Raw genomic sequence first — 14,769 nt, forward strand, 5'->3', positions numbered from 1 at the left:
CCCCTTCCGTGCGTCTCTTCCGTCCAAGTGCTGCTGATCTTTGTCCATGGTCTCGGCGCATGCCAGCAGGCCAAGGTGAGCGTATGAGCGACTTCACGGTGGGCGAAACGGATTTCCTGCTGGACGGCCGGCCGGTACGGCTGCTGTCCGGCGCGCTGCACTACTTCCGGGTGCACGAGGAGCAGTGGGGTCACAGACTGGCGCTGCTGCGGGCCATGGGCCTGAACTGCGTGGAGACGTACGTCCCGTGGAACCTGCACGAGCCGCGGTCCGGCGGCTTCCGGGACGTCCGGGCGCTCGGCCGGTTCCTGGACGCGGCGCGGGAGGCGGGCCTGTGGGCGATCGTGCGGCCGGGGCCGTACATCTGCGCGGAGTGGGAGAACGGCGGGCTGCCGCACTGGGTGACGGGCGAGCTGGGCGCGCGGGCACGCACGCGTGACGAGCGTTTTCTGCGGTACGTGGACCGCTGGTTCCGCCGGCTGCTGCCCGAGATCGTGTCCCGGCAGCTGGACCGGGGCGGCCCGGTGATCATGGTGCAGGTCGAGAACGAGTACGGCAGCTACGGCTCGGACGCCGTCTACCTGGCTCATCTCACCGACCTGCTGCGGGCCGAGGGTGTCACGGTGCCGCTGGTCACCTCGGACGGTCCCGAGGACCACATGCTCACCGGCGGCTCGGTCCCGGGGCTGCTCGCGACGGCGAACTTCGGCTCGCACGCGCGCGTGGCCTTCGAGACGCTGCGCCGTCACCAGCCGCACGGCCCGCTGATGTGCATGGAGTTCTGGTGCGGCTGGTTCGACCACTGGGGCGGCGAGCACGTCGTACGGGACGCCGAGGACGCGGCGGCGGCGCTGCGGGAGATCCTGGAGTGCGGGGCGTCGGTCAACGTCTACATGGCGCACGGCGGCACCAACTTCGCCGGCTGGGCGGGAGCCAACCGCCCCGGCGGCGAGCTGCACGAGGGCCCGCTGGAGGCGGACGTGACGTCGTACGACTACGACGCGCCGATCGACGAGTACGGCCGCCCCACGGAGAAGTTCTGGCGCTTCCGCGAGGTGCTCGCGGGGTACCACGACGGTCCGCTGCCCGAACTGCCGCCGACGCCGGCCTCGTTGGCTTCGCCGACGGACGTGGAGGTGACCGCCTGGGCCTCCCTCACCGGCGTCCTGGACGCCCTCGGCGGCGCCGAACGCGTCCACCCGGTCCCGCCCACCTTCGAGGAGCTGGACATCGCGCGGGGCCTGGTCCGCTACGAGGTGGACGTGCCGGGACCGCGCCAGCCGTACCCGCTCACCGCGCGGGGCCTGCGCGACCTCGCGGTCGTGTACGTCGACGGCGAGCGGGCCGGGGTCCTCACCGAGGAGGAACCCCAGCTCAAGAAGCCGATCGCCGGTCCCGCGCACGTGGAGCTCTGGGTGGAGTCCCTGGGCCGCGTCAACTACGGCCCCCGCTCCGGCGAGCCGAAGGGCGTCACCGGAGGCCTCCTGCACGAGCGCCAGTTCCTGCACGGGGTACGCGCGCGTGGGCTCGATCTGGACGCGTTCGAGGGGGGTGTGGCCGCGGTGCCCTTCGGCCCGCTGCCGGAAGAGGGCGCACCGGGCCTGTACCGGGGGACGGTGACGGTGCGTGGTGCCGGGGACGCCCGGCTGGAGCTGCCGGGCTGGACGAGGGGCTTCGTCTGGATCAACGGCTTCAACCTGGGCCGCTACTGGTCGACGGGCCCGCAGCAGTCGCTGTACGTGCCGGGTCCGGTCCTGAAGGAGGGCGAGAACGAGGTGTGGGTCCTGGAGCTCCAGGAATCGAATCAGGCGACGGTACGGCTGGCGCCCCTCTAGGGGCGCGGGACGGTATCGATGTGCGGCTGCCGCCGTGTGGGCGCGATCGGCCCCACCGGCCCGCGGTGTCCGCACAGCCTTCCGCCCCCATTTTCGCCCATCCCCCGCATACTGTGAAAGAAGCTCTGGCGGCGTCTGTGGGGGTAAGGGACGTGGCGAACGGCGGCCCGGTGGAACACGGCTACCCGCACCTGGACACCGTGCGGGCCGCCATCACGGCGTTGTACCGGCGCCTGTCGTACGACACCGTCCAGACCTTCGCCACCAGCGTGCTCCCCGCCGACGTCGCGTTCTGCGACACCGACGACCTCCACCTCGGGTCGCAGCGCGTCGCCCGCGAGCTGGTCCGGCACTTCCGGCTGCCCGACGCCCGCATGGTCGTCGGCTTCAAGGACATGACCCACGCGGCCAACGTCGAACTCACCGCAGGCCCCGAGTACTTCGTCGAGCTGAACGACCGCTTCCGCACCCATCGGAGGGACATCGGCGCGGCCCTCGCCCACGAGGTGATGCACGTGTACCTGCACCGCCTGGACCTGTCCTTCCCGAGCATCCGGGAGAACGAGATCCTCACGGACACGGCGACCACCTACCTCGGGGCCGGCTGGCTGCTCCTGGACGCCTACCGGGAGCACGGCGAGGCGTCCCAGAAGCTCGGCTACCTCACACCGGAGGAGTTCGGTTACGTGCTGGCCAAGCGCTCCCTCGTCTTCCACGAGGATCCCTCGGTGTGGTTCACCAGCCCGCAGGCCTACACGGCGTACCAGAAGGGCATGGCGAGGGCCCGCCAGGACGAGGAGCAGCCGCCGCTGACCGCGGCGGGCTGGGCGGGCCGCCGCCGCTACGCCCGCGACCGCCGTCACGCCCCCGCCGCGCCGCCCGCGCTGCCCGGCGCCTCCTATGCCTTCACCCCCGACAGCGGTGGCCGTCTGCGGGTCTCGTTCCCGTGCCCGACCTGCCACCAGCGGATCAGGGTGCCGGTGCGGGGCCGGGTCCGGGCCCGGTGCTCGCTGTGCCGGACGGTGCTGGACTGCGACACCTAGCTAGTCCGCGCAGCCGCTCACCGCCCGCTCACGCCCCGTACACCGCGCCCGGCGCCGCCGCCTCGGCCAGCAGCTTCAGGGCCGCCTCCCCCGCCTCGGCCGGGGTCCGGCGGGCGCCCTTGTCGGCGGTCGGACCCGGCCGCCAGCCCTCCATGACGGTGATCCGGCCGCCCTCCGTCTCGAACACCCGCCCGGTGACCCCGGCGCTCCCGGCGGAGCCCAGCCAGACCACGAGCGGGGAGACGTTCTCGGGGGCCATGGCGTCGAAGCCGGTGTCGGGGGCGGCCATGGTCTCGGCGAAGGCGCGCTCGGTCATCCGGGTGCGGGCGGCCGGGGCGATGGCGTTGACCTGGATGCCGTAGCGGGCCAGTTCGGCGGCCGCGACCAGGGTGAGACCGATGATGCCGGCCTTGGCGGCACTGTAGTTGCCCTGCCCGACCGAGCCCAGCAGGCCCGCGCCGCTGCTGGTGTTGACGACGCGGGCGGCCGGGGTGCGGCCCGCCCTGGCCTCGGCCCGCCAGTGCGCGGCCGCGTGCCGCAGCGGCAGGAAGTGGCCCTTGAGATGCACCCGCATGACCGCGTCCCAGTCGTCCTCTCCGAGGTTGACGAGCATGCGGTCGCGCAGGAAACCGGCGTTGTTGACGAGGGTGTCGAGGCGGCCGTAGGCGTCCAGGGCCGCCGCCACCAGGGACTCGGCACCGGCGTCCGTCGCGATGTCGCCGCCGTGCGCCACCGCCTCGCCGCCGGCCGCCCGGATCTCGGCGACGACAGCCCCCGCCGGGCTCTCCTTCCCCGGCCCGCCGTCCAGGCCGACGCCGAGGTCGTTGACGACCACCCGGGCGCCCTCGGCGGCGAACGCGAGCGCGTGGGCCCGGCCGAGCCCGCGCCCGGCACCGGTGACGGCCACGACCCGGCCCGCGCAGATTCCGCTCATGTCATTCCTCCTTGTCGGACGGCCTGTTGACATCTGCCGCGTCCAGGAAGGCGGGCCGCTCCCCGCCCCCGTGCACGAGCAGGCTCGCCCCGCTGATGTAGGCGGCCGCGTCGGAGGCGAGGAAGACGGCGGCGGCGCCGACGTCGGACGGAGCGGCGAGACGGCCGAGCGGCACGGTGCGGGCGACGGCGTCGATGCCGTCCGGGCCGCCGTAGTGGAGGTGGGCCAGCTCGGTGCGGACCATGCCGACCACGAGCGTGTTGACCCGGACCTCGGGCGCCCACTCCACCGCCATGGACCGGGCGAGGTGCTCCAGCCCCGCCTTGGCCGCCCCGTAGGCGGCGGAGCCCGGCGAGGGACGGCCGCCGCTGACGCTGCTGATCATCACCACCGCCCCCCGGGCCCGCCGGAGGTGCTCGTACGCGGAGAGGGAGGCGGTCAGCGGGGTGAGGAGGTTCAGCTCGATCACCCGGGCGTGCCGCTCGGGGTCCGCGTCGGCGAGCCGCCGGTAGGGGGTGCCGCCCGCGTTGTTGACGAGCACGTCGACCCGGGGCAGGGCGTCGAAGAAGGTGCGCACGGCGGGCGGGTCGCGCAGGTCCAGGGGGACGAACTCGACGCCGTCGAGGGGTTGTTCGGGGGGCCGGCGGGCACAGGCCAGGACCTGGGCGCCGGTCGCGGCGAAGGCCCGGGCGATCCCCGCGCCCACACCTCTGGTACCGCCGGTGACGACGACCGTCCGGCCGCTCGGCGAGTTGTCCACAGGGCCTCCCGCTTGTCCGCACCGACTGCTAGCTTCGAAGCCTCACACCTAACAAATGTTTGGTGGAAAGGCAGCTGACTGCGAAGGTAGCTGATGCGTCCATGGGTGTCTCCACCTCGCGTCCGGAAAAGGGAATCGCGCTCGTCACGGTCGACCATCCGCCGGTGAACGCGCTGCCGGTGCGCGGCTGGTTCACGCTGGCCCAGGCCGTGCGCGCGGCGGGCCACGACCCCGAGACCCGGTGCGTCGTGCTGACCGCACTGGGCAGGGGGTTCAACGCGGGCGTGGACATCAAGGAGATCCAGGCGGAGGGGAACGAGGCACTGCTCGGCGTCAACCGGGGCTGTGCGGAGGCCTTCGCGGCGGTCCACGAGTGCGAGACACCCGTGGTGGCGGCGGTGCACGGCTTCTGCCTGGGCGGCGGCATAGGCCTGGTGGGCAACGCCGACGCGATCGTGGCCAGCGAGGACGCCGTCTTCGGGCTGCCCGAGCTGGACCGGGGCGCCCTCGGCGCGGCCACCCACCTGGCCCGCCTGGTCCCGCCGCATCTGATGCGGACGCTGTACTACACCTCGCGCACGGTGACCGCTGCCGAGCTGCACGCGCACGGGTCGGTGTGGCGGGTCGTCCCGCGCGAGGAACTGCTCTCCGCGGCACTGGAGCTGGCCCGGGAGATAGCCGCCAAGGACGGCCGGCTGCTGCGCCTGGCCAAGGCCGCCATCAACGGCATCGACCCCGTCGACGTGCGGCGCAGCTACCGCTTCGAACAGGGCTTCACCTTCGAGGCCGCCCTCAGCGGGGTGGCCGACCGGGTCCGCGACACCTTCGGGAAGGAGGGCGCTGGGAGTGACTGACAAGACGATGACCGCCGACGAGGCCGTCGCCCGGCTGGCCAGTGGCATGACCCTCGGAATCGGCGGCTGGGGTTCACGGCGCAAGCCGATGTCCCTGGTCAGAGCCGTGCTCCGGAGCGGAATCGACGATCTGACCCTGGTCTCGTACGGCGGCCCGGACGTCGGGATGCTGGTCGCGGCCGGCCGGGTGCGCAAGCTGGTGACGGCCTTCGTCACCCTCGACTCCGTCCCGCTCGAACCGCACTACCGCGCGGCACGCGAACGCGGCGCGTTCGAGCTGATGGAGATCGACGAGGGCATGTTCATGTGGGGCCTGCACGCGGCGGCGAACCGGCTGCCCTTCCTGCCGGTGCGCGCCGGGATCGGCTCGGACGTCATGCGGGTCAACCCCGCCCTGCGGACGGTCACTTCGCCGTACGACGACGGGGAGACGTTCGTGGCGATGCCGGCCCTGCGTCTGGACGCGGCCCTGGTGCACGTCAACCGCGCGGACCGGCTGGGCAACGGACAGTACCTGGGCCCGGACCCGTACTTCGACGACCTGTTCTGCGAGGCGGCGGACGCGGCCTACGTCTCCTGCGAACGGATCGTGGACACGGCCGAGCTGACGAAGGACGCGGCTGTGCAGTCGCTGCTCGTGAAGCGGCTGAACGTGACGGGGGTGGTGGAGGCGCCGGGCGGCGCGCACTTCACGTCGTGCGCGCCCGACTACGGGCGGGACGAGGGCTTCCAGCGGCTGTACGCGACGACGCCGTGGGCGGAGTTCGCCGAGCGGTTCCTGCCCGGGGACGAGCAGGCGTACCGGTCGGCCGTGCGGAACTGGCAGGAGGGGCAGGGGTGACGGACACACCGCGCACAGACGCACCGCACACCGAGGTACCGGACACGGAGGTACCGCACACGCAGGTGCTGCGCTCCGAGTACTGCGTCATCGCCTGCGCCGAGGCCTGGCGGGGCTCGGGTGAGATCCTGGCGAGCCCGATGGGCCTGATCCCCTCCCTCGGCGCCCGCCTGGCCCGGCTGACCTTCGCGCCGGACCTGCTGCTGACCGACGGCGAGGCCACCCTGGTCCGCCCGGACGGGACGCCCGAGGGCTGGCTGCCCTACCGGCAGCACCTGGCCCTGGTCTCCGGCGGACGCCGGCACGTGATGATGGGCGCGAGCCAGCTCGACCGGTACGGCAACCAGAACATCTCCTGCGTCGGCGACTGGTCCCGCCCCCGGCGCCAGCTGCTGGGTGTACGGGGCGCGTCCCTCAACACACTGAACAACCCGACGAGTTACTGGATCCCGAAGCACTCCCGGCGGGTGTTCGTGCCGAAGGTGGACATGGTGTGCGGGGTGGGGTACGACCGGGTCGCCGCGCACCCGGGCGCGGAGCGTTTCCACCGCATCCCGAGGGTCGTCACCGACCTGGCCGTCCTCGACTTCGAGACCCCGGACCGCTCGATGCGGCTGGCGGCGCTGCACCCCGGGGTGAGCGTGGACCGGGTCCGGGAGGCGACGGACTTCGAGCTGACCGTGCCGGAGGAGGTGCCGTACACCAGGGAGCCCACCGGGGAGGAGCTGCGGCTGATCCGTGAGGTGCTCGATCCGGGCGGCGCCCGGACCAGGGAGGTCGCGGGCTGATGGAGACCGCGCTGACCCGGCTGGCCGGGATCCGGCACCCGATCGTGCAGACGGGCATGGGCTGGGTGGCGGGCCCCCGCCTGGTCTCGGCCGCGGCCAACGCCGGAGCCCTCGGCATCCTGGCCTCCGCCACGATGACCCTCGACCAGCTGCGGGCCGCGATAGCCGAGGTGCGGTGTCGCACGGACGCTCCCTTCGGGGTGAACCTGCGGGCGGACGCGGCCGACGCCGGCGACCGGGTCCGGCTGATCGTCGAGGGCGGTGTGCGGGTGGCGTCCTTCGCGCTCGCCCCCTCCCCCGGGCTGATCGCCGAGCTGAAGGAGGCGGGGGTGGTGGTGATCCCGTCCGTCGGGGCGCGGCGGCACGCCGAGAAGGTGGCGGCGTGGGGTGCGGACGCGGTGATCGTGCAGGGCGGTGAGGGCGGCGGGCACACCGGGGAGGTCGCCACGAGTGTGCTGCTGCCGCAGGTGGTGGACGCGGTGCGGATACCGGTGGTGGCCGCCGGGGGCTTCTTCGACGGCCGGGGGCTGGTGGCGGCGCTGGCGTACGGGGCGGCGGGGGTCGCGATGGGCACGCGGTTCCTGCTCACCTCGGACTCGACGGTGCCGGACGCGGTGAAGGCGAGGTATCTGGCGGCGACGGTCAGGGACGTCACGGTCACCCGGGCGGTCGACGGGCTGCCGCACCGGATGCTGCGGACCGATCTGGTGGCCGCGCTGGAGCGCTCGGGCCGGGCCCGGAGTCTGCTGCACGCGGTACGACGGGCGGCGGGGTTCCGGAAGCTGTCCGGGCTCACCTGGCGGCAGATGGTTCAGGACGGCCTGGCCCTGCGGCACGGCAAGGACCTGACCTGGAGTCAGGTCCTGCTCGCCGCGAACACGCCGATGCTGCTCAGATCGGCGATGGTGGACGGCCGCACGGATCTCGGGGTCATGGCGTCCGGGCAGGTCGCGGGGGTGATCGACGACCTGCCGTCGTGCGCGGAGCTGGTGGAGCGGATCATCAAGGAGGCGACGGAGGCCCAGGAACGGCTCACAGCTCTCCGCTGAGGTCTCAGACCCGCTCGAAGAGCGTCACGTTCGCCTGTCCCCCGCCCTCGCGCAGGGGCACCATCCCCGACGGCCACCCCTTGTCCGCTCCGTTCACAGCCGCTCGATGATCGTCACGTTCGCCTGCCCTCCGCCCTCGCACATGGTCTGGAGGCCGAAGCGGCCCCCGGTGCGTTCCAGTTCGTGGAGGAGGGTCGTCATCAGTTTGACGCCGGTCGCGCCGAGGGGGTGGCCGAGGGCTATCGCGCCGCCGTTGACGTTGACCTTCGCGGGATCGGCGCCGGTCTCCTTGAGCCAGGCGAGGACGACCGGGGCGAAGGCCTCGTTGATCTCGACGAGGTCGATGGCGTCGATGGTGAGGCCGGTCTTCTTCAGGGCGTGGGCGGTGGCCGGGATCGGGGCGGAGAGCATCCGGATGGGGTCCTCGCCGCGGACGGAGAGGTGGTGGACGCGGGCGCGGGGGCGCAACCCGTGCTCGCGGACCGCGCGTTCGGAGGCGAGGAGCAGGGCGGCCGCGCCGTCGGAGACCTGGGAGGAGCAGGCGGCGGTGATGGTGCCGGCGTCGAGGACCGGCTTCAGGGCGGCCATCTTCTCCAGGGAGGTGTCCCGGCGCGGCCCCTCGTCCACGGCGACCGGCCCGTAGGGGACCGTCTCCCGTTCGAAGCGGCCCTCGTCGATGGCGCTCAGGGCCCGCCGGTGGGAGCGCAGGGCGAACTCCTCCTGGTCCTGCCGGCTGATGCCCCACTTGGCGGCGATCATCTCGGCGCCGGCGAACTGGTTGACGGGCCGGGTGCCGTACCGGGCCCGCCAGCCCTCGCTGCCCAGGAAGGGGCCGTCGGTCAGCCCCAGGGGCTCGGCGGCCTGGCGGGACGCGAAGGCGATGGGTATCTGGGACATGTTCTGGACGCCGCCGGCGACCACCAGGTCCTGGGTCCCGGAGAGCACGGCCTGGGCGGCGAAGTGCACGGCCTGCTGCGAGGATCCGCACTGGCGGTCGACGGTGACACCCGGCACCTCCTCGGGCAGCCCGGCGGCCAGCCAGCAGGTGCGGGCGATGTCACCGGCCTGCGGCCCCACCGCGTCGAGGCAGCCGAAGACGACGTCCTCGACGGCGGCCGGGTCCACCCCGGCCCGCGCGACCAGTTCCCTGAGCACATGCGCGCCCAGGTCGGCCGGGTGGACCGCGCTCAGTCCTCCCCCGCGCCGCCCGACGGGCGTCCGGACCGCTTCGACGATGTAGGCCTCGGCCATGGCAACTCCCCAATGGGTCACGTGCGTACGGCGATCCCGTCCAGCACCATCGACAGGTACTGCCGGGCGATCTCCTCCGGGCTGTGCTGCCCGCCGGGCCGGTACCAGGAGGCGGCGACCCACACGGTGTCGCGCACGAACCGGTAGGTGAGGCGGACGTCGAGGTCGGCGCGGAAGACGCGCGCGGCGACCCCGCGCTCCAGCGTCGACAGCCACGCCTTCTCGAATCTGCGCTGCGACTCGGCGAGGAAGCCGAACCGCTCCTGCGCGACCAGCTGCTTGCTCTCCTTCTGGTAGATGGCGACGGCGGCACGGTGCCGGTCGATCTCCCGGAAGGACTCGGTGACCAGGGCTTCGAGGGTCTCGCGAGGACCGAGCCCGGCGTCCAGGACGGTGTCGTAGCCGCCCCAGAGCTCGTCGAGGAAGGTCCGCAGGATCTCCTCCAGCATCGATTCCTTGGAGTCGAAGTGGTAGTAGAGGCTGCCGGCGAGCATGCCCGCGTGGTCCGCGATCTTGCGTACGGTGGTGGCGTTGTAGCCCTGCTCGGCGAAGACCTCGGCGGCGGTTTCGAGGAGTTCGCGGCGCCGGGCGGGGGCCGCGGTCACCTGGGGCTTCTTCTTGGTCGGCACGGGTACATTCTCGTCCTACGGGTGCTGGCTGCTGACGGAGACGACCTCTCCGGTGAGGTAGGAGGAGTAGCCGGACGCCAGGAAGACGATGGCGTTGGCCACCTCCCACGGCTCGGCGTATCGGCCGAAGGCCTCCCGGGCGGTGAGCTCCTCCAGCAGCTCTGCGGAGGTCACCTTCACCAGGTGCGGGTGCATGGCGAGGCTCGGTGCCACGGCGTTGACCCGCACGCCGTAGGCGGCCGCCTCGACCGCCGCGCAGCGGGTCAGCGCCATCACCCCGGCCTTGGCGGCGGCGTAGTGGGCCTGTCCGGCCTGCGCCCGCCAGCCGACGACGGAGGAGTTGTTGACGATCACCCCGCCCTGCCCGGTCTCGCGGAAGAGCTCACGGAAGAGCCGCAGGGCGGCGCGCACGCACCGGAAGGTTCCGTTGAGGGTGACGTCGAGCACCCGCGACCACTGGTCGTCACCCATGTCCACCAGGTCCGAGGTCCCGCCGAGACCGGCGTTGTTGACGACGATGTCCAGCCTGCCGTGCGTTCGCACGGCGGTGTCGAACAGGGTCTGCACCTGGGCCTCGTCGGTGACGTCGCAGGGCAGGGCGGTCACGGCCCCCGGATGGAGGCCGGCCAGTTCGGCCTCGTACTCCTTCAGCCGCCGCGCGTGCGCGTCGCTGATCAGCACGCGTGCGCCCTCCTCCAGGAAGCGGCGCGCGGTCGCCCCGCCGATCCCCGCCCCGGCCGCGGCGGTGACGACGGCGGTGCGCCCCTCAAGCAGCCCGTGCCCGGGCACGTACTCCGGACTCTCGACGCCTGTCATGGGCCCACGCTAACCTACCAAACACTTGTTAGGGAAGGATGGTGACGGCGACCGTGGACCTGACCCACAGCACGGCGGACGAGGAGTTCCGCGCCGAGGTCCGCGCCTGGCTCCGGGCGCATGTGCCGCGCCGCCCGCTCCCCTCCCTGGAGACGGCGGAGGGCTTCGCGGCGCACCGCGCCTGGGAGGGCGAACTGGCCGCGGACCGCTGGTCGGTGGTGTCCTGGCCCGAGGAGTACGGCGGCCGGGCCGCGGGGCTGCTGCGGTGGCTGGTGTTCGAGGAGGAGTACTGGGCGGCGGGCGCGCCCGGCCGGGTCGGCCAGAACGGCGTCAGCCTGCTCGCGCCGACCCTGTTCGAGCACGGGACCGAGGAGCAGCGTGCGCGGGTGCTGCCGTCGATGGCCACCGGGGAGGTGGTCTGGGCGCAGGCGTGGTCCGAGCCCGGGGCCGGCTCCGACCTCGCCTCCCTCACCTCCAGGGCGGTGCGGACGGACGGCGGCTGGCTGCTCGGCGGCCAGAAGACCTGGTCGTCACGGGCGGCCTTCGCGGACCGCGCGTTCGGCCTGTTCCGCAGCGAGCCGCACCCGCCCAAGCCGCACCAGGGGCTCACCTACCTGATGTTCGACCTGCGCGCGCCGGGAGTGACCGTGCGCCCGATCGGCCGCCTCGACGGGAAACCGGCCTTCGCGGAGCTGTTCCTGGACGAGGTGTTCGTGCCCGACGAGGACGTGATCGGCGAACCGGGCCAGGGCTGGCGGATCGCGATGTCGACGGCGGGGAACGAGCGGGGGCTGACGCTGCGGTCACCGGGGCGGTTCCTGGCCGCCGCCGACCGGCTGCGGGACCTCTGGCAGGCCCGGGGCGGTCCGGAGTCCGCCGCGGCCCGGGTGGCCGACGCCGTCGTCGGCGCCCGCGCGTATCAGCTGTTCACCTACGCGGCCGCCGCCCGCGTCCTGGACGGCGAGTCGCTCGGCCCGGAGTCCAGCCTGAACAAGGTGTTCTGGTCCGAGCTGGACCTGGGGCTGCACGAGACGGCGCTCGATCTGCTCGGCGCGGACGGCGAGCTGGCGGACACCTCGTGGTCCGAGGGCTACGTCTTCTCCCTGGCCGGTCCGATCTACGCGGGCACCAACGAGATCCAGCGCGACATCATCGCCGAGCGGCTGCTCGGCCTGCCGAAGGGACGCCGCTGACATGCGTTTCCTCCTCGACACCGAGCAGCGGGACTTCGCCGGCGCGCTGCGGGCGCTGCTGACGGCAGCGGACACACCGGCGGTGGTACGGGACTGGAGCCGTGGCGAGCGGGCGAGCGGCCGGGCGCTGTGGGGTCGTGTCGCGCAGGCGGGGGTGTTCGGGCTGGCGGTGCCGGAGGAGTACGGCGGGGCGGGCCGTCGACCCGTCGAACTCGCCGTCGCCTTCATCGAGTTGGGGCGGCACGCGGTACCGGGGCCGGTGGCGGAGACAGTGGCGGCGGCGGTGCTGCTCGATGACGGCGAAGGCCTCGCCAAGCGGTTCCTGCCGGGGATCGCGTCGGGAGAGACGATGGCCACGGTGGCGTCCGAGAGCCACGGGTACGGCTTCGCGCTGGACGGGGACGCGGCCGATGTGCGGCTGGCGGCCACACCGGAGGGCCTGCGCCTGTCTCCCGGCGCCGGGGCGGTACGACCGTCCATGGACCCCGCCCGCCGGCTCACCCCGCTCTTCCCGGTCGGTGAGCTGATCAGCGCGGAGCCGCCGTGGGCGAAAGCACAGGCCTGGGCCCGGCTGGCGACGGCCGCGCAGGCGCTGGGGGTGGGGCTTGCCCTGCTCGACAGAACGGTGGCGTACGTCAGGCAGCGGACTCAGTTCGGCGTGCCCGTGGGGTCGTTCCAGGCGGTCAGGCATCGGCTGGCCGACGTGAAGATCGCGTTGGAGTTCGCGCGGCCGATGGTGTTCGGGGCGGCGGTGACCATGGCTCCGGCGGACGTGGCGGCGGCGAAGCTCGGCGCGTGCGAGGCGGCGTATGCCGCGGCGCGGGCCGCGCTGCAGCTGCACGGGGCGATCGGTTACACCGCCGAGTACGACCTGTCCCTGTGGCTGACCAAGGCACGGGCCCTGCGGGCTGCTTGGGGAACGCCGGAAGAGTGCAGAGGGGTGGTTCTCGGTCGTCGTTAGGCTGCGGGCCGGTGGAGGCTTGTCGCGCCCACGCGGCGGCAGCCGCATATCGAGAACAGCCCCGCCCCCCTGAAAGCCTGGAAGAAGGGGCGTTGACCCTCGGGGTGACTAATGGTGATCCCCGCTCGTGATCTCCCGGTACTCCTCCTGCGTCGGCTTCGGGATGTGGGTGTCCGGGCCGAACATGCCCTTGGCCAGGCTCGCCCGTACCCGCTGGGAGACGGTGACCTTGCGCCGTACCCCGTTCGCGTCCTCGGCCGGTCCGATCTCGTACGGCGGGTTCTGTTCGTGCTGGGTCAGGACGAACAGGCGGTCCTGGCTGAGAGGTTCGTGGACCTCGATGTACTCGCCGTGCGGAAGCAGCTTGATGAGGCCGGTCTCCCTGCCGTGCAGGACCTTGTCGCGGTCCTGGCGCTGCAGGCCGAGGCAGATCCGTTTGGTGACGATGAAGGCGAGGACGGGGACGACGAAGACGGAGATCCGGACGAACCAGGTGATCGAGTTGATGGAGAGATGCAGATGGGTGGCGACGACGTCGTTGCCGCCGCCGATCAGGAGGACGAAGTAGAGGCTGAGCCAGGCCACGCCGAGGGCGGTGCGGACGGGGACGTTGCGCGGGCGGTCGAGGATGTGGTGCTCGCGTCTGTCGCCGGTGATCCACGCCTCGATGAACGGGTAGATCCCGATGGCCAGGAGGAAGAGCGGGAAGAGCGAGAAGGGGATGAAGACGCCCAGTTCCAGGGTGTGGCCCCAGACGTTGATCTCCCAGCCCGGCATGACGCGGATGAGCCCCTCGGAGAAGCCGAGGTACCAGTCGGGCTGGGCGCCGGTGGTCACCAGGTCGGGACGGTAGGGGCCGAAGGCCCACACCGGGTTGATGGTGGCGATGGCGCCGATGAACGCGAGGATGCCGAAGACGAGGAAGAAGAAGCCGCCGGCCTTCGCCATGTAGACCGGCAGGAAGGGCATGCCGACCACGCTCTTCTGGTCCCGTCCGGGCGCCGGGTACTGGGTGTGCTTGTGGTAGAAGACCAGGATCAGATGGGCGACGACCAGTCCCAGCATGATCCCGGGCAGCAGCAGCACGTGGATCGGGAAGAACCGCGAGATGATGTCGTGGCCCGGGAACTCCCCGCCGAACAGGAACATCGAGAGGTACGAGCCGACGATCGGGATGGACAGGATCGCGCCGTCGGCGAACCGGACGCCGGTGCCGGAGAGCAGGTCGTCGGGGAGCGAGTAGCCGGTCAGGCCGGTGAGGATGGCCAGGAACAGCAGGGTCCAGCCGAACAGCCAGTTGATCTCGCGGGGCTTGCGGAAGGCTCCGGTGAAGAACACCCGCATCATGTGGACGACCATGCCGGCGACGAAGACCAGCGCCGCCCAGTGGTGGATCTGCCGGATCAGCAGGCCGCCGCGCACGTCGAAGCTGATGTGCAGCGTCGACTCGTACGCCTTGGTCATGATGATGCCGTTCAGCGGCTGGTAGGTGCCGTGGTAGACCACCTCGGCGCCGCTGGGCTCGAAGAACAGGGTGAGGTAGATGCCCGTGAGGATCAGGATGAGAAAGCTGTAGAGACAGATCTCGCCCAGCATGAAGGACCAGTGGTCCGGGAACACCTTGCGCATGTTCGCCTTGGCCAGGGCGTAGATCCCGAGCCGCCCGTCGGCCCAGTCCGCGAGCTTCTCGCCCTTGCCGGGCGGCTCCGCCCGGTCCGCGGAACTCCCCACCCGTGCCTGCCCGTTCACCGTTCGTGCGCCGTCGTCCATACGTCGCCCGCCTCCCCGCCGGATCACCCCTCAGGGTGGCACGCC

The 14,769-nt window shown here is 72.3% G+C and carries 14 protein-coding genes; 8 read left to right on the plus strand and 6 right to left on the minus strand.

Annotated elements, in window-relative coordinates:
• Window positions 1–83: 83 nt before the first annotated feature.
• Window positions 84–1,835: a glycoside hydrolase family 35 protein gene (locus OHB00_RS13815; RefSeq protein WP_406434693.1), complete on the plus strand. Its 1,752-nt coding sequence runs from the start codon at window positions 84–86 to the stop codon at window positions 1,833–1,835.
• Window positions 1,836–1,987: 152 nt separating this feature from the next.
• Window positions 1,988–2,878, plus strand: a complete 891-nt coding sequence (locus OHB00_RS13820; protein WP_406434695.1) for a hypothetical protein — start codon at window positions 1,988–1,990, stop codon at window positions 2,876–2,878.
• Between the two features lie 28 nt (window positions 2,879–2,906).
• On the opposite strand, the gene OHB00_RS13825 is transcribed toward OHB00_RS13820, so the two are convergent.
• The gene (locus OHB00_RS13825) at window positions 2,907–3,812 is read right to left on the minus strand and encodes an SDR family oxidoreductase (protein ID WP_406434697.1); all 906 of its coding nucleotides are present in this window, start codon (window positions 3,810–3,812) and stop codon (window positions 2,907–2,909) included.
• 1 nt (window position 3,813) lies between these two features.
• Window positions 3,814–4,572, minus strand: a complete 759-nt coding sequence (locus OHB00_RS13830; protein WP_406434699.1) for an SDR family oxidoreductase — start codon at window positions 4,570–4,572, stop codon at window positions 3,814–3,816.
• Between the two features lie 101 nt (window positions 4,573–4,673).
• On the opposite strand from OHB00_RS13830, the gene OHB00_RS13835 reads away from it, so the two are divergent.
• The 4 genes from OHB00_RS13835 to OHB00_RS13850 all read left to right on the plus strand — a co-directional run bounded on the left by OHB00_RS13835 (window position 4,674) and on the right by OHB00_RS13850 (window position 8,104).
• Window positions 4,674–5,426 (plus strand): enoyl-CoA hydratase family protein, encoded by a 753-nt coding sequence (locus tag OHB00_RS13835; protein WP_406434701.1) that lies wholly within the window; start codon window positions 4,674–4,676, stop codon window positions 5,424–5,426.
• The gene (locus OHB00_RS13840) at window positions 5,419–6,267 is read left to right on the plus strand and encodes a CoA transferase subunit A (protein ID WP_406434703.1); all 849 of its coding nucleotides are present in this window, start codon (window positions 5,419–5,421) and stop codon (window positions 6,265–6,267) included. The genes OHB00_RS13835 and OHB00_RS13840 overlap by 8 nt, the downstream gene beginning before the upstream one ends.
• 65 nt (window positions 6,268–6,332) lie before the next feature.
• The gene (locus OHB00_RS13845; protein ID WP_406445771.1) at window positions 6,333–7,055 is read left to right on the plus strand and encodes a CoA-transferase subunit beta; all 723 of its coding nucleotides are present in this window, start codon (window positions 6,333–6,335) and stop codon (window positions 7,053–7,055) included.
• The gene (locus tag OHB00_RS13850) at window positions 7,055–8,104 is read left to right on the plus strand and encodes an NAD(P)H-dependent flavin oxidoreductase (RefSeq protein ID WP_406434705.1); all 1,050 of its coding nucleotides are present in this window, start codon (window positions 7,055–7,057) and stop codon (window positions 8,102–8,104) included. The genes OHB00_RS13845 and OHB00_RS13850 overlap by 1 nt, the downstream gene beginning before the upstream one ends.
• Before the next feature lie 93 nt (window positions 8,105–8,197).
• On the opposite strand, the gene OHB00_RS13855 is transcribed toward OHB00_RS13850, so the two are convergent.
• The 3 genes from OHB00_RS13855 to OHB00_RS13865 are packed head-to-tail and all read right to left on the minus strand — an operon-like array spanning window position 8,198 to window position 10,800.
• Entirely contained in the window at window positions 8,198–9,355 is a 1,158-nt protein-coding gene (locus OHB00_RS13855; RefSeq protein WP_406434707.1) for an acetyl-CoA C-acetyltransferase, read from the minus strand.
• A 17-nt stretch (window positions 9,356–9,372) separates the two neighbouring features.
• Window positions 9,373–9,984 carry a TetR/AcrR family transcriptional regulator gene (locus tag OHB00_RS13860; RefSeq protein ID WP_406434709.1) on the minus strand — a complete coding sequence of 204 codons (612 nt, stop codon included), beginning with the start codon at window positions 9,982–9,984 and terminating at the stop codon, window positions 9,373–9,375.
• Between the two features lie 15 nt (window positions 9,985–9,999).
• Window positions 10,000–10,800, minus strand: coding sequence for an SDR family oxidoreductase (locus tag OHB00_RS13865; protein ID WP_406434711.1), 801 nt, complete (start codon window positions 10,798–10,800; stop codon window positions 10,000–10,002).
• A 38-nt stretch (window positions 10,801–10,838) separates the two neighbouring features.
• Here OHB00_RS13865 and OHB00_RS13870 point away from each other — a divergent pair, with 38 nt between their 5' ends.
• A complete protein-coding gene (locus tag OHB00_RS13870; RefSeq protein WP_406434713.1) occupies window positions 10,839–11,993 on the plus strand; it encodes an acyl-CoA dehydrogenase family protein in 1,155 nt (384 codons plus the stop codon).
• A 1-nt stretch (window position 11,994) separates the two neighbouring features.
• On the plus strand, window positions 11,995–12,954 hold the full coding sequence (locus tag OHB00_RS13875; RefSeq protein WP_406434715.1) for an acyl-CoA dehydrogenase family protein: 960 nt from the start codon (window positions 11,995–11,997) through the stop codon (window positions 12,952–12,954).
• A gap of 108 nt (window positions 12,955–13,062) precedes the next feature.
• Here the strand turns inward: OHB00_RS13875 and OHB00_RS13880 are convergent, their stop codons facing one another.
• The gene (locus OHB00_RS13880) at window positions 13,063–14,724 is read right to left on the minus strand and encodes a cytochrome bc complex cytochrome b subunit (RefSeq protein ID WP_406434717.1); all 1,662 of its coding nucleotides are present in this window, start codon (window positions 14,722–14,724) and stop codon (window positions 13,063–13,065) included.
• Between the last annotated feature and the right edge of the window lie 45 nt (window positions 14,725–14,769).

It is taken from the genome of Streptomyces sp. NBC_00631 (genome assembly GCF_045206895.1).
Taxonomy (GTDB): Bacteria; Actinomycetota; Actinomycetes; order Streptomycetales; family Streptomycetaceae; genus Streptomyces.